The organism is Agromyces sp. ISL-38 (assembly GCF_018613935.1).
Taxonomy (GTDB): Bacteria; Actinomycetota; Actinomycetes; order Actinomycetales; family Microbacteriaceae; genus Agromyces.
The window spans coordinates 386,838-401,056 of the sequence record NZ_JAGGPF010000001.1; the positions used below are offsets into that span (position 1 = coordinate 386,838).

The window sequence follows — 14,219 nt, forward strand, 5'->3', positions numbered from 1 at the left end:
GTCGAACGGGCCCGACGTAGCGTCAGGAGCATGGACAGCCGAGACGAGATCGAGGCGAGCGGCGCGAAGACCGGAGTGCTCAGTGTCGCGGGCGTGATCGCGCTGGCCATCGGCATCGTCGGCGTCGCCATCTACACGTTCACTCCGCGGAACACGCCTGCCGAAGGCGATGCACCGGCGGATGCCGCGTGGCAGTCGGGTGTGATCATCGGCTCCGCGCTGTTCGTGGGCGTCGGGGCGCTGCTCCTGCTGCTCGCGTTGGTCTCCTTCCTGCGGGCACGGCGCGAGCGATGACCGTGGCGCGATCGCGCGATGGGGGCATCCCCGCCCTCGGCGTGCCCGACAGCACCGCGGGCTTCCTGGCCGACGGCTACGAATTCGGCCGTCGCCGATTCGAGCAGGTGGGCGGCGACGCCTTCCGCACTCGGCTCCTGGGCCGCCCGGTGACGGTGGTGTTCGGCGCCGAGGCCGCGCGCATGTTCACCGAGGGGCGCCGGTTCTCACGCGAGCGCGCCATGCCCTCGACCGTGCAGCACCTGCTGCAAGACAAGGGGAGCGTGCAGACCCTCGAGGGCGCGGAGCATCGGCACCGCAAGTCGCTGTTCATCGACGTGCTGCAGCCGACTGAGCTCGAGCGGCTCCGCGAGCGGTTCGCCGTGGCGTGGGGTGCCCAGGTCGCCGCGGCCGGCGGTCATCCGCTCGCCATCGCCGACGCGACCCCGCTCGCGCTCACGCGGGCGGCTCTGGGCTGGAGCGGCATCCCCATCGAACTCGTCGACACCGAGCGACTCGCCGAGCAGCTCATCTCGATGGTCGACAACGCCGGACGAGTCGGACCCTCGAACTGGCGTGCCCGGGCGAGGCGTCGCGGCACCGAGCGATGGGCGAGCGAGGCGATCATCGCTGTGCGCCACGAGCAGATCGCCGTCGCCGAGCATTCGCCGATCGCCCGACTCGCCCGGCACCGTGATGCCAAGGGGCATCCGCTCTCCGCCGAAGACGCCGGGGTGGAGCTGCTCAACCTGTTGCGGCCGATCGCAGCGGTCAGCCGATTCCTCGCGTTCACGGCGCTCGCCCTCATCGAGCATCCGGAATGGAAGGAGCCGATCCAGCGCGGTAACCATGTTGACTGGTTCGTCAACGAGGTGCGGCGCACGGCGCCGTTCTTCCCGATCGTCGGCGGCACCGCCCGCGCGGCGTTCGGCTGGCGTGGCAGCCGTGTGCGCATCGGTGACTGGGTGCTGCTCGACCTCTGGGCGACCAACCACGACCCGCGCATCTGGCGCGACCCCGAGCGCTTCGACCCCGATCGCTTCGCGAGCTGGGACGGCGACGTGAACGCCCTCATCCCGCAGGGCCCCGGCAGCGTCGACGACGGCCACCGCTGCCCCGGAGAGGGTGCCACGATCGCCCTCATGGAGGAGTTCGCGCGCTTCCTCGCGAGTGAGGAGGTCCGGGTTCCGCCGCAGGACCTGAGCGCGAACCTGCGGCACTTCCCCGCGTTGCCCGCGGATCACATGCGGCTCGCGTTCGCGGCGTGAGTGCGGCCGGTCCACTGCCCGCGGCCATCTCGGCGCGCGGTCCGCCACGGTGCCCCCGCCCCTGCCCATGGCCCCGGCCCGCTCGGGTCGGTGCGGCGATCGGTAGGCTCGGAAGCACGGACGATCGGAGTGCGGAGGTGAGCGGATGAAGCGCTTCTTCCGTCGTCTCTTCCGTCGTCGAACGCCGTTCAAGCCGTTCGACCGGGCCGCGTTGCCGAAGCGGCCGACACCATCGTTCGACGAGATGCTCGCCGAGGGCGTGCTCGTCGCGGAATCCGCAGGCCGGATGGCGCTGAAGAACCGGCTCATCGTGTTCGCGTTGCGGGGTGAAGAGCGGTTCGAGCCGGCCCGTGCCATGGCGATGGCGCGCGACGTGCTCTACGAACTCGTGCAGGAGGCCGACGAGGCTGCGGAACGAGCCGCCGCCGAGCGCGAGAGCGCATCGCAACGCGAGGGTCGTTCGGCGCACCAGCACGACTACCACCGAGCGGACACGGTGAACCTCCGCCATCGCGAGCGGGTGTACGCCGGGGTGGCGAAGCGGCTCTGGGAGTTGCGGGAGGATCCCGCCTACCTCGAGCGGCTCACCGAGCACGCGCGCGACGCCGCGTGGGAGGACATCGCGGCCGCGATCGACGCGCGCCTCGCCCGTGAGTGGCCTGACATCGCGGTCGACGCGGAGTACGAGCTCGCGCGCGACGAGCGCACGCGCGAGCTGCTCGTCGATCTCGAACGCGACCTCCGTGAGGCCGACGCCGAGCGGGCCCGCCGTGCGGACGCGGGCGATGCCTTCCGCGACTTCGTGGGGTGACGCGCGGCGTGCGGGGCAGGTCGCGGCCCGTTCAGCTGCGACATCCGTATATCGACAGTTATCGATGCACTGCGGTACGGTGGTGCTGATGACCCGCACCGCCAGCCTCGAGACGAGTTCGCGTGCGCCTGCGCGTCTCGCGGCCCTCTCGGTCGGCCAGGTCGTCAGCTGGGGCATCCTGTACTACGCGATCATCGTCGCCGCACCCGAGATCGCCAGCGAGACGGGCTGGCCGATCGTCGCCATCACGGCGGCGTTCTCGGGCGGCCTCATCGCGTCGGCGATCTGCGGCGTGCTGGTCGGGCGACTCCTCGACGAGCGCGGACCGCGGCACGTGATGACGATCGGCTCCGCCATCGGCGCCTCGGGCTTCGTGATCGTCGCGCTCGCGCCCGATCTCATCGTCTTCACCGCCGGTTGGGTGGTGTGCGGCATCGGTCAATCGGCGGTGCTCTACCAGGCCGCGTTCACCGTCATCACGCGGCGCTACGGCGAGCGGCGTCGCACGCCGCTCACGATCCTGACCCTCGCGGGCGGACTCGCCTCGACCGTGTTCGCGCCGGTCGTCGCTGGCCTGCTCTCGGTGCTCGAATGGCGCGTGGCGTTCCTCGTGCTCGCCGGCGTGCTCGCGGTCGTGACGATCCCACTCCACTGGTTCTCGCTCGAGCGGTCCTGGGCGCACCTGCCCGCCGCGCATCACACTGAGACCATGCACTCGGTGGCGGGCGTCATCCGCAGCCGCCGATTCTGGCTGCTCGAGATCACCATGATCGTGCTCACCGTCTCGTTGCTCAGCGCGACCCTCGCCGGCGTGCCGCTCTTCATGGAGAAGGGGCTCTCGTTCGAGCTCGCGGCGCTCGGCCTCGGACTCATCGGTGCAGGGCAAGTGGTGGGGCGGCTGCTCTTCCTGATCCGCCCGCGCACCGGCCGGCCGTGGCTGCCGGTGATGCTCGTGGGCCTGCTCGCGGGCGCCTCGCTCGGCGCACTCGCCTTCGTGCCCGGCCCGGCGTGGCTCCTCATCGCGATCGGCATCGCGGCCGGTGCGGTGCGCGGTGCCTACACGCTCGTGCAGGCCTCCGCCGTGGCCGACCGCTGGGGCACCCGCAACTACGGCGCGATCAACGGCGCGTTCGCTGCACCGATCACGATCGCGGCGGCGCTCACGCCCGCGATCGGCCCGGCCGTCGCCGTCGGCGTGGGATCGTACGCGGCGATGGCGGCGATCATGGCCGGGGTGGTGCTCGTCGCGGCGGCGACGGCGCGGCTCACGTAGGGCGGTTGCGCGAGGCGTCGGGGGTCGAGGCATCCGCTCGGAGCTCGACCGCCCAGCTCTGGCCTTACGGCTCAGGCCTTCGGGCTCAGGACGCCTCGAAGATGACGGCGGCCTGCTCCTCCACCGGATCGGCGAGCCCGTGCTCGGCGAGGTAGTGCTCCGCGTCGAGCGCGGCCTCGCATCCGGTGCCCGCCGCGGTGATCGCCTGGCGGTAGCGCTTGTCGACGAGGTCGCCGCACGCGAACACCCCCTCGAGGTTCGTACGGGTCGACGGATGCTCCACCAGCACGTATCCCTCTTCGTCGACGTCGACCTGGCCGGCGACGAGCTCGCTGCGTGGGTCGTGGCCGATCGCGATGAAGAGCCCGGTCGCGTCGAGCGACGCAAGCTCGCCCGTCGTGGTGTCGCGCAGCTGCAGTCGCTCGAGGCCGTCGTCGCCCTCGGCGGAGATCACCTCGGCGTTCCAGTACGGGATGATCTTCGGATTCGCGAGCGCACGCTCCTGCATGATGTGCGACGCGCGCAGGGAGTCGCGGCGATGCAGGAGCGTGACGGAATCGGCGAACCGCGTGAGGAACATCGCCTCTTCGAGCGCCGAGTCGCCGCCCCCGACGACCGCGATGTCCTTGCCCTTGAAGAAGAAGCCGTCGCACGTCGCGCACCACGAGACGCCGCGACCGGTGAGTCGCTCTTCGCCCTCGACGCCGAGCTTGCGATAGGCCGAGCCCATCGCGAGCACCACGGTGTGCGCTCGGTATTCGACGCCGTTGATCGTGCGAATGGCTTTGATGTCACCCGTGAGCTCGACCTCGACCGCGTCGTCGTAGACGATTTGCGCGCCGAAGCGTTCGGCCTGGCCCCGCATCTGCTCCATGAGATCGGGGCCCATGATGCCGTCGGCGAAGCCGGGAAAGTTCTCCACCTCGGTCGTGGTCATGAGCGCTCCGCCCGCCTCGACCGAGCTCGCGAGCACGACCGGGGAGAGGCCCGCGCGTGCGAGGTAGACGGCGGCGGTGTATCCGGCTGGGCCGGAACCGATCACGACGACGTTCTCGACGGCGGGCTCGGTGGCGGGCTCGGTGTCGGCCTCCATGGTCGCCTCGGCATCGGCAGCGGATGCAGCGGCTGCAGATGCGGCGGGGTCGATGCGATCGTTCATGGCCTACGCCGCCGTCGGTACGAGCTCGGCGAGGAGGGTCTTGACCCGGCCGCGGATGTCGTCGCGCACTCGGCGCACGGTCTCGAGGTCTTTGCCCGCGGGGTCTTCGAGTTCCCAGTCCTCGTAGCGCTTGCCCGGGAAGATTGGGCACGCGTCGCCGCACCCCATGGTGATCACGACGTCGGACTCCTTCACCGCATCGACGGTGAGGATCTTCGGCGTGTTGCCGGCGATGTCGATGCCCTCTTCGGCCATCGCCTCGATGGCGACGGGGTTGATGGTGTCTTTCGGCTCGGAGCCCGCGGAGAGCACCTCGACGCGGCCCTGCCCGAGTTCGCGCAGATACCCGGCGGCCATCTGGGAGCGGCCCGCGTTGTGCACGCAGACGAACAGCACGGTTGGGGTTTCAGACATGGTTCCCTCGCTTTCGACAGTCAAAGCATAGATCAGCGTCTATCGTTTTTCCAGTCAGGCGACGGCGCGGCGGCCGTGTTCATACAGCATTCACCTCGAGCTCGTCGAGCAGCTGCCGCACCCTTGCCTCGATGTCATCACGGATGCCGCGCACCCGCGAGAGCGGCAGCCCAGCCGGGTCGTCGAGCTCCCAGTCGAGATACCGCCGCCCCGGATACACCGGGCAGGCGTCGCCGCAGCCCATCGTGATCACGACGTCGGCCGCGCGCACGACCTCGTCGGTCAGCGGCTTCGGATACTCCCCGCCGATCGCGACGCCGATCTCGTCGAGCGCGGTGATGATGGTCGAGCGCACCGCACTCGCCGGCTCCGACCCCGCAGTGCGCACTCGCACGCGATCGCCGGCGAGGTGCCGGAGGATCGCCGCGGCGATCTGCGAGCGGCCGGCGTTCTGCACACACACGAACAGCACCTCGGGCGGCTCGTCGCCTCGCGGCGCCTGCTCCCGGGCGAGCGCCGTCAGGCGGTCGGCGGCGAACTTCGACGTGAGCGAGGGAAGGTATCGGGTGATGCGTGAGCGTTCCGCGAGCAGGTCGTGGCTCTCGTGCACGTAGCGTTCGACGGTCTCTCGCGAGAAGACGCCGGCGAAGCGCTGGGCGAGGTCGGATGCCACACGCTCGAGCACTTCGTCTGACACCTGGCTCGCGGCATCCGACTGCAGCAATTCACTCACCCGCTCTGCTGCCGCGGGCGCGATCGAGTACCAGACCTGGCGACCCTCGGGGGTGCGCTCGAGCACGCCCTCGTCGAGCAGCGCCTTCACGTGGTGGCTCACGGTGGGCTGGCGCAGCCCGAGCTCGTCGGCGAGCCGGCCGACGAGCGCGCGACCGTCGGGGCTCGACTCGATGAGCCCGAGGATGCGCAGCCGCGTCGGGTCGGTCAGCAGACGGATGCCGCGTGCCGTGTCGATCCCATCCATAGACCGAAGTCTATTCGACGGGGCCGGGCGATGACTCGCGCCGCCTTCCCGGCATTGACCGTGTCGGACCCGCGAGAAACTGCAGGAGATCCGGGGTCATACGTGTCTATTCCGCCCTCTGCACGCGAATCTCCTGCATTTCAGCTCAATCGGGCTGCCCGCAGCACGGGAGCCACCCTGGCACGTGCGGAACCCGTGAGCTCATGCCGTGGCCAGCGAGAAACCGACGTGCCGCTCGGCTCATGTCGATCGCGCCTCATGTGAGGCAGATCTCACATGAGACACGTGGCTGGTCATTGCGCGGTTCGGCGAGTGGGGTGCGGCCGCCATCGGCAGTGCCGCGCGGCTGCCAGCGTCGAGTTCACAGGCCCGACTCGCGCGAGAAGCGACGCCGCGATCGGCGGTTGGGTGCCCGTGCGTGGCGCGCCATCACGCGCCTGCTCACGCGCGCATCAGGCCCCGCCACCGGTTCGGCCGACGAACTGGAGCGGGTCACCCGCAGCAGCTGGCGCCGCTGCCGGCAGCAGTTGGCGCGGCATCCGTCGAACACACGCCCGTGGTCGGGAGCACGAGCTCGACGTTGCGCGCCGCGGCCTCGTCGCCCGCGAGCCATGCCGAGATCGACCGCACCTGCTCGTAGCCCGTCGCCAACAGGAATGTCGGCGCACGGCCGTAGCTCTTCATGCCCACGATGAAGAAGTCGCGCTCGGGCTGGGTGAGCTCGGCGAAGCCGTGCGGCTCCACGGTTCCGCAGCTGTGCACGTTCGGGTCGATGAGCGGGGCGAGGCGTCGCGGCGCCTCGACGATCTCGTCGAGCTCGAGACGGATCTCGCGCAGCATGGCGAGGTTCGGCCGGAAGCCGGTGGCGTTCACGATGCGATCGGCGACGATGGTCTCGAGACCGTCGCGGCGGCGGCCCGTGATGCGCGCGGCTCCGGCAGAAGCGACGGTGGCGTCGGCGTCGGCGCCCGAGTGGGCGACGCTGCGCTCGAGGCGCACGATCTCGAAGCGGTCGACGAGCTCGATGCGGCCGGCGTCGACGAGCGCATCGACGCGAGCGCCGATCCAGGCGCGGGCCTGCAGCTCGTCGCCGGGCGAGGTCGAGACGCGCGCGGCCGTGGCATTGCGGATGACCCACGTGATGCGCGTGCCGGGTTCCTGCTCGGCGAGGGCCGCGAGGTTCAGCAGCGTGTTCGCCGCCGAGTGCCCGGCCCCGACGACGACGGTGTGACGCCCGGCGAAGGCGGCGCGTTCGCGGCCGAGCACGTCGGGCAGCGCGTGGCTCACGAGGTCGGCGACCTCGGGGAGTCCGAGCGGATCGAGGCCCGATGAGCCGAGGCTGTTCGGCGTCCGATAGGTGCCCGAGGCGTCGACCACCGCGCGCGCGGTGAGCTCCTCGATGCCGGCCGGCGTGTGCACGCGAAGCAGGAACGGAGCCTGCGCGCGGCCGGTGGTGCGGGTGCGGTCCATGCCCTCGCGGGTGACATCCGACACGGTGGCATTGAACCGGGTGCGCGAGGCGATCGCCGGCAGCGCGGCGAGCGGCGTGAGGAATCGCTCGACGAGCTCGGCGCCGGTCGGCAGCGAGTCGGCGGGCGGCTCGGTCCACCCGGTGTCGGCGAGCAGTCGCCGCGAGACCGGGTCGACGAGATGCTTCCACGGCGAGAAGAGCTGCACGTGCCCCCACTCCTGCACGCTCGCGCCGATGCGGTCGCCTGCTTCGAGCACCACGAAGTCGATGCCGCGGTCGGTGAGGTTCGCGGCGGTCGCGAGGCCGATCGGGCCGGCGCCGATGATGGCGACCGGGAGCCCGTGCAGTCGCGAGGCGATCGGCTTCGGCGTGGTGAGGTCGAGGAGGGTCATCCGCTGTCCTTTATTCATTGACGTTCGTCGATATACAGATTGTGACGACTATATCGATGGATGTCAATATTCAGCTAGACTGGCATCGTGACCGCCATCGACCTGCCCCTCGTCACGCGCGAGACCGCCGCCGTTGCACTCGGCTCGGCTCCGGATGCCGCGTGCTGCGGGCCGCTCACCCGCGAGACGATCAGCCCCGCCGACGCCGAGACCTTCGCGCGCCGGCTCAAGGCACTCGCCGACCCCGTGCGCTTGCGGCTTGTGTCGATCGTGGCCGCCTCCGAGGGTCACGAGGCGTGCGTCTGCGACCTCACCGAGCCCGTCGGGCTGAGCCAGCCCACCGTTTCGCATCACTTGAAGATCCTCACCGAGGCGGGCTTCCTCTCGCGCTCGAAGCGCGGCACGTGGGCGTACTACCGGCTCGTGCCGGGCGCGCTCGAGGCCGTCGCGGCACCCCTGGTCTCGGTGTGAGCGCGCCCACCGCGGCCGTGACCCGCCGGGTCGCGGCCGAGTTCCTCGGCGCCATGCTGCTCGCGGCGATCGTCGTGGGTTCCGGCATCGCCGCCACCGGGCTCTCGAACGACGTGGGCGTGCAGTTGCTCGTCAACGCGGCCTCGACGGCCCTTGGCCTCTTCGTGCTGATCACGGTGCTCGGTCCGATCAGCGGCGCGCATTTCAACCCGGCGGTCTCGCTCGCCGACCTCGTGCTCGGGCACCGGGGTGCGCGCGAGGTGGGTGCGTACATCGCCGCGCAGATCGCCGGATGCATCGTCGGCGCGATGCTCGCGAACGTCATGTTCGACGCGGAGGTCGTCTCGATCAGCACGACCGATCGCGTGTCGCCCGGCCATCTCGTCGCTGAGGTCGTGGCCACCGCCGGACTGATCTTCGCGATCTTCGCCCTCGTGCGGTCGGGGCGTGCGCATCTCGCCGCGGTCGTCGTCGGCGCCTACATCGGCTCGGCCTACTTCTTCACGAGTTCCACGAGCTTCGCGAACCCCGCGATCACGATCGGCCGCATGTTCAGCGACAGCTTCGCCGGCATCGCGCCGGGCTCGGCGCCGTGGTTCATTGCTGCGCAGCTTGCAGGCGCAGTCCTCGGGTTGGCGCTCGTGCGGTGGTTGTTGCAGGTGCCGGGGCGTACCTCGGCTTCGACCAAGACCGAGACTGAGACCGAGGCGGCACCCGCGACGACCGCGTCATAGCGTCATCCGTCTTCGATACGGTGTGAGCATGACGCATGAACAGGGCACGCTCGACTGGACCACCGGCACGTGGACGCGAGAGCCCGCCGCAACCCGAACAGCCGACGGCGCACTCATCGCGACCGCGATCGAAGACAGTGATTTCTGGCGCACCACCCACTACGGCTTCGTTCACGACAACGGTCATGCCCTACTCGCCGAGTGGCCCACGGATGTCGCCGTCGAGGTGACCTTCGACGCCTCGAGCCTCACCGCCCTCTACGACCAAGCCGGCCTCATGCTGCACGTCGGACCCGAGCAGTGGATCAAGTCGGGCCTCGAATTGTCGGACGGCGTGCTGCACCTCGGTGCGGTCGTCACGAATGGCGTCTCGGACTGGTCGCTCGCCCCGGTGCCCGAGTGGGCGGGACAGCTCGTGACCATTCGCGCGAGCCGCGCCGGGGTCGCCGGCGACGCGGTGGTGCTGCGCGCGCGCACCGAGACGAGCGGATGGCGCACCCTGCGCGTCGCGCCGTTCACCGCCGGCGCGGCATCGGCGGGTCCGCTGCTCTGCGCGCCGATGCGGCCCGACCTCGAGGTGAAGTTCACGCGCTGGGCCCACCTCGCCCTCGACACCGACCTGCACGAGGACCCGCCGATCGCCTGAGCTCTTCGAGCGAGGCCGAGCAGCGGCGGCCGGGTCGCCCCGACCGCCGCCGCCCGCTCGCTCAGCCGGCCGGCGTGATGTTGTGGTTCTGCCGGAACACGTTGCCCGGGTCGAGCTCGGCCTTCACGCGCCGCAGCCGCTCGAGCGTCGCCGGCGGGTACATCGCCCGGATGACCTCGTCGCCCCGCTCGACCGAGAAGTTGCCGTAGGTGCCGGTCGTGAAGGCGAGGGCGGCATCGCTGCCTGCCTTCGCCGCCGCGACCTGCTCGGGTGTGGCGTCGGCCGGGAGCACGCCGTTCACGATGAGCAGGGCCTCGGCATCGCGGTGGGCGATCGCCGTGGCTTCGGGAGCGACTCGTGAGAATGCCCTGCCGAGCCCCCGGAGCAAGATCATCGTCGGCACCTCGCGATCGAACGCGGCCGTGATCGCGTCGAGCGCCTCATCGGAGAGGTCGGGCACGAACCCGTTGCCGCCGACGAAGAGGAACGGCGGACGACCGGGAGGCGCGTCTTCGAGCAGGTCGCCGTAGGCGACGGGCGCGAGCGAGACACTGGTCACCGAAGGCAGTGACAGCAGCGGCTCGAGCAGCTCGCGCAGCCGCTCTTCGCTGCCGCGAAGCGCGACGGCGAGCTGCGGACCGGCCGGCATCTCGGGGGCGAATGGTGGCATCACCATGAGCGTCGAGTTGAGCTCATCGGGCCCGGCGCGCATGACGTCGCGCCACGCCCGCAGGACCGCCGGCACCTCGGACTGGTCGAACTGCACGTGCCCGCCGACGAGACCGTCGGCCGGGGAGGCCTGGAACACGAACCGGGTCACGACCCCGAAGTTGCCGCCGCCCCCGCGAAGAGCCCAGAACACGTCGGGGTGCTCGTCGGCATTCACGGTGAGCACCTTGCCCGCCGCGGTGACGAGCTCGACCTCGCGGAGCGCGTCGACCGTGAGGCCATGCTCGCGCACCAGCCAGCCGATGCCGCCGCCGAGCGCGAGCCCGCCGACACCGACATCTCGCGTGTCGCCCGAGCTGATGCCGAGCCCATGTTCGGCGAGGGCCGCGGCGACGTCGCCCCAGTGTGCACCGCCGCCGACGGTGACGAGGCCGCCGGCGCCGACGTCGATCGAAGTGAACTCGGCGAGGTCGACGATGAGGCCGTCGTCGACTGGCATCATGCCGTGGCCGCCGCTGCGGACCGCGATGGGCAGGCCTGCGGCTGCGGCGAGGCTGACGGCGACAGCGACCTCGTCGGCCGTGTGCGGGCGGACGACTGCATCGGGCTCGCCGACGCCCGCGAAGACGGTGCGGCCGGCGTCATAGTGGGTTGCGCCGGGGCCATGCGCCCGGCCTGGAACGCGCTCACTCAATTCGGAGAGAATGGACATTCCGTCAGTCTGGCAGCGGCCTCCGATACGCGAAAGGTTGCTCGCTCAGCGCGGAATTCATCCCTTCGAATGCATGCGAGACGGGCGTAGGGTGCCGTACATGACGTTCAACGACGGCCTCGTCACCGCCAATATGTCGATCTCGCTCGACGGCTTCGTCGCCGGGCCGAACCAGTCCCTTCAGGACCCGCTCGGCGAGGGCGGCGAACGCCTGCACGACTGGATGTTCCAGCAGCGCGAGGCGAACCAGGCGATCGTCGACCAGATCCTCGCGCCGCGCGCGTTCATCATGGGGCGCAACATGTTCGGGCCGATCCGCGGCGACTGGCCGGACGACGAGTGGAAGGGCTGGTGGGGAGACGACCCGCCCTATCACGCACCCGTGTTCGTGCTCACCCACCACCCGCGCGAGCTCGTCGAGATGGCCGGTGGCACGACGTTCCACTTCGTCACGACGGGAATCGATGACGCCCTCGCACAGGCGAAGCGCGCCGCCGGCGACGGTCGCGTCTCCATCGCGGGCGGCGCGAGCACCGTGCGCCAGTACCTCGCCGCGGGCCACATCGACCGCATCATCGTGAGCATCTCGCCGATCATGCTCGGCGCGGGCGCGCGCCTCTTCGACGATCTCGACGGCCTCACGCTCAAGCCCGTCGATGTGCTGAGCAACGAACTCGCCACCCACATCACCTACGACGTGAAGCGCTGACCACAAGTGAGCGGATGCCGCGGCATCCGCTCACTCCCCGCTCGGGTGCGCGCCGGCTGCGTCGATGACCCACGCGTAGGCGAACGCCCGCTCGCGCCACGCGCTGTAGCGCCCCGAGACGCCGCCGTGCCCCGCCGCCATCTCGATCTTCAGCAGCGGGTCGGCCCCGCACTCCCGCAAGCGGGCCACCCACTTCGCGGGCTCGACGTAGAGCACTCGCGTGTCGTTCAGCGAGGTGACCGCGAGGATGCGCGGGTAGTGGTTCTCGTGCACGTTCTCGATGGGGGAGTAGGACTTCATGTAGGCGTACACCTCGGCGTCGTGCAGCGGGTCGCCCCACTCGTCCCACTCGATCACCGTGAGGGGCAGTGAGGGGTCGAGGATCGACGTGAGCGGGTCGACGAACGGCACTTCGGCGAGGATGCCGCTGAAGTAGCGCGGCGCCATGTTCGCGACCGCTCCCATCAGCAGCCCGCCGGCGCTGCCGCCCTGGGCCACGAGCCGATCGGGCGCCGTGATGTCGTTGTCGATGAGGTGGCGAGCCACGGCGACGAAGTCGGTGAAGGTGTTGCGCTTCTCGAGCTTCTTGCCGTTCTCGTACCAGAGCCGGCCCATCTCGCCGCCGCCGCGCACGTGCGCGACCGCGAAGATCATGCCGCGATCCAGAAGCGAGAGCCGTGGGATGCCGAAGCCCGGATCGATCGAGTGCTCGTACGAGCCGTAGCCGTAGAGGAGCGTCGGCGCGGGCTCGCCGAGGTTCACGAGGTCGTGCCGGTACACGAGCGACACGGGGATGCGCGTGCCGTCGTCGGCGATCGCCCACTCCCGGCGCTGCGCGTACCGTGCCGGGTGGTAATCGCCGAGCACGGGCTGGCGCTTGCGGAGCCGTCGCTCACCCGTTGCCACGACGATGTCGTACACGGTCGACGGCGTCACGAAGCTCGTGTAGCCGATGCGCAGCGTCGGCTGCTCCCACGAGGGGTTGCCGCCCACGCCCACGGAGAAGAGCTCCTCGTCGAAGGTGAGCTCGTGCAGGGTGTCGTCGGCGCGAGCGTCGGCCGCAAGCCCAGCCGGCGGCACCTTCGCGATGGCGACACGGGGCAGGCCCTCGCGCCGGTACTCCACGGCGACGAAGTCGCGGAACGCGTCGACTCCCTCGAGTCGCACATCGGGATTGTGCGGCAGCAGCATCCGCCGGTCGCCTTGGGGGTCGGATGCCGCGACGCTCACGAGCTCGAAGTTCACGGCCCCGTCGTTGTGCACGATGAGCAGGCGATCTTTGCCGCCCGCCACGACGTGGTCGACGTCGTACTCGACGCCGTCTTTGCGGGGCCACACGACCCCGAACTCGCCGGTGGGTTCGGCGGTGTCGAGCAGCCACGACTCGCTCGTGATGTTCGAGCCCGCCTCGATCACGAGGTACTTGCGGCTGCGGGTGAGGCCGACGCCGAGCCAGAAGCGCTCGTCGGGCTCGTGGAAGACCGAGACGTCGTCGGATGCCGCGGTGCCGACCTCGTGCCGCCAGACCGTGTCGGGCCGCCACGACTCGTCGACCGTCGCATAGAAGAGGTAGCGCCCGCTCGGGTCGAAGACGGCGCCGGCCGCCGTGCCCTCGATGACGTCGTCGTAGACGCGGCCCGATCCGTCGATCGCGCGCAAGCGGATCGTGTAGCGCTCGTCGCCCTCGGTGTCGATCGCATAGAGGAGCGTCGACCCGTCGGTCGTCACGTCGAAGCTGCCGAGCGAGTAGAAGTCGTGGCCCGCGGCCTCGGCGTTGTCGTCGAGGAGCACCTGCTCGCCGGGCAGGGTGTCGCTCGCGGCATCCGTCAGCTCATCCTCGCCGGTCGCCGGCAGTACCGGCGGCTCCCAGTCATCGGGGCCGGCGATCGGGGCGCGGCAGTGGATGGCGTACTGCTCGCCCTCGACGGTGCGGGAGTAATACCACCAGTCACCCTCGCGGTTCGGCACGCTGAGGTCGGTCTCCTTGGTGCGCGCCTTGATCTCCTCGAAGATCTGCTCCTGGAGGATCGCGAGGTGCTCGGTCTTCGCCTTCGTGTAGGCGTTCTCCTGGTGGAGGTGCGCGACGACGGCCGGATCGTCCTTCTCTCGGAGCCACTCGTAGGCGTCGATCACGGTGTCGCCGTGGTGCACGCGCTGGATGGGTCGCTTCTCGGTTGCAGGAGGAGTCAGCACGTCTCCACGCTACGCCCTCACGCAGGATTCAGGAGGTGGTGGGCA

Annotated in this window: 14 protein-coding genes; 8 read left to right on the forward strand and 6 right to left on the reverse strand. The window is 70.3% G+C overall.

The annotated features are described in order from the left end of the window. The first annotated feature begins 30 nt into the window (after window positions 1-30). The 4 genes from J7E25_RS01860 to J7E25_RS01875 all read left to right on the forward strand — a co-directional run bounded on the left by J7E25_RS01860 (window position 31) and on the right by J7E25_RS01875 (window position 3,625). Window positions 31-294, forward strand: a complete 264-nt coding sequence (locus tag J7E25_RS01860) for a hypothetical protein (RefSeq protein WP_214867380.1) — start codon at window positions 31-33, stop codon at window positions 292-294. Then, window positions 291-1,541: a cytochrome P450 gene (locus J7E25_RS01865; protein WP_214867382.1), complete on the forward strand. Its 1,251-nt coding sequence runs from the start codon at window positions 291-293 to the stop codon at window positions 1,539-1,541. The genes J7E25_RS01860 and J7E25_RS01865 overlap by 4 nt, the downstream gene beginning before the upstream one ends. Before the next feature lie 145 nt (window positions 1,542-1,686). Further along, window positions 1,687-2,352, forward strand: a complete 666-nt coding sequence (locus J7E25_RS01870) for a hypothetical protein (protein ID WP_214867384.1) — start codon at window positions 1,687-1,689, stop codon at window positions 2,350-2,352. Window positions 2,353-2,440: 88 nt separating this feature from the next. Continuing rightward, entirely contained in the window at window positions 2,441-3,625 is a 1,185-nt protein-coding gene (locus J7E25_RS01875) for an MFS transporter (protein WP_214867386.1), read from the forward strand. 85 nt (window positions 3,626-3,710) lie between these two features. Here J7E25_RS01875 and trxB read toward each other — a convergent pair whose 3' ends face one another. The 4 genes from trxB to J7E25_RS01895 form a co-directional block, all read right to left on the reverse strand. Then, window positions 3,711-4,784, reverse strand: a complete 1,074-nt coding sequence (trxB, locus tag J7E25_RS01880; protein ID WP_374196185.1) for a thioredoxin-disulfide reductase — start codon at window positions 4,782-4,784, stop codon at window positions 3,711-3,713. Window positions 4,785-4,787: 3 nt separating this feature from the next. Next, the gene (locus J7E25_RS01885) at window positions 4,788-5,198 is read right to left on the reverse strand and encodes an arsenate reductase ArsC (RefSeq protein WP_214867388.1); all 411 of its coding nucleotides are present in this window, start codon (window positions 5,196-5,198) and stop codon (window positions 4,788-4,790) included. Window positions 5,199-5,277: 79 nt separating this feature from the next. Beyond that, the gene (locus tag J7E25_RS01890; RefSeq protein ID WP_214867390.1) at window positions 5,278-6,177 is read right to left on the reverse strand and encodes a metalloregulator ArsR/SmtB family transcription factor; all 900 of its coding nucleotides are present in this window, start codon (window positions 6,175-6,177) and stop codon (window positions 5,278-5,280) included. A gap of 492 nt (window positions 6,178-6,669) precedes the next feature. Beyond that, the gene (locus J7E25_RS01895) at window positions 6,670-8,040 is read right to left on the reverse strand and encodes an FAD-dependent oxidoreductase (RefSeq protein ID WP_214867392.1); all 1,371 of its coding nucleotides are present in this window, start codon (window positions 8,038-8,040) and stop codon (window positions 6,670-6,672) included. Between the two features lie 102 nt (window positions 8,041-8,142). Between J7E25_RS01895 and J7E25_RS01900 the strand changes: the two genes are divergently transcribed. From J7E25_RS01900 to J7E25_RS01910, 3 genes are read left to right on the forward strand one after another with little or no spacing between them, the layout of a single operon-like run. Next, window positions 8,143-8,511 carry a metalloregulator ArsR/SmtB family transcription factor gene (locus J7E25_RS01900; RefSeq protein WP_214867822.1) on the forward strand — a complete coding sequence of 123 codons (369 nt, stop codon included), beginning with the start codon at window positions 8,143-8,145 and terminating at the stop codon, window positions 8,509-8,511. Then, on the forward strand, window positions 8,508-9,245 hold the full coding sequence (locus J7E25_RS01905) for an MIP/aquaporin family protein (protein ID WP_308164308.1): 738 nt from the start codon (window positions 8,508-8,510) through the stop codon (window positions 9,243-9,245). The genes J7E25_RS01900 and J7E25_RS01905 overlap by 4 nt, the downstream gene beginning before the upstream one ends. A 28-nt stretch (window positions 9,246-9,273) precedes the next feature. Continuing rightward, a complete protein-coding gene (locus J7E25_RS01910; RefSeq protein ID WP_214867394.1) occupies window positions 9,274-9,891 on the forward strand; it encodes a DUF1349 domain-containing protein in 618 nt (205 codons plus the stop codon). Between the two features lie 61 nt (window positions 9,892-9,952). On the opposite strand, the gene J7E25_RS01915 is transcribed toward J7E25_RS01910, so the two are convergent. Next, window positions 9,953-11,272, reverse strand: a complete 1,320-nt coding sequence (locus J7E25_RS01915) for an FAD-binding oxidoreductase (protein ID WP_214867396.1) — start codon at window positions 11,270-11,272, stop codon at window positions 9,953-9,955. A gap of 100 nt (window positions 11,273-11,372) precedes the next feature. On the opposite strand from J7E25_RS01915, the gene J7E25_RS01920 reads away from it, so the two are divergent. Next, on the forward strand, window positions 11,373-11,981 hold the full coding sequence (locus tag J7E25_RS01920) for a dihydrofolate reductase family protein (RefSeq protein WP_251038700.1): 609 nt from the start codon (window positions 11,373-11,375) through the stop codon (window positions 11,979-11,981). A 30-nt stretch (window positions 11,982-12,011) separates the two neighbouring features. On the opposite strand, the gene J7E25_RS01925 is transcribed toward J7E25_RS01920, so the two are convergent. Continuing rightward, a complete protein-coding gene (locus J7E25_RS01925; RefSeq protein WP_214867399.1) occupies window positions 12,012-14,174 on the reverse strand; it encodes a S9 family peptidase in 2,163 nt (720 codons plus the stop codon). Window positions 14,175-14,219 lie beyond the last annotated feature (45 nt).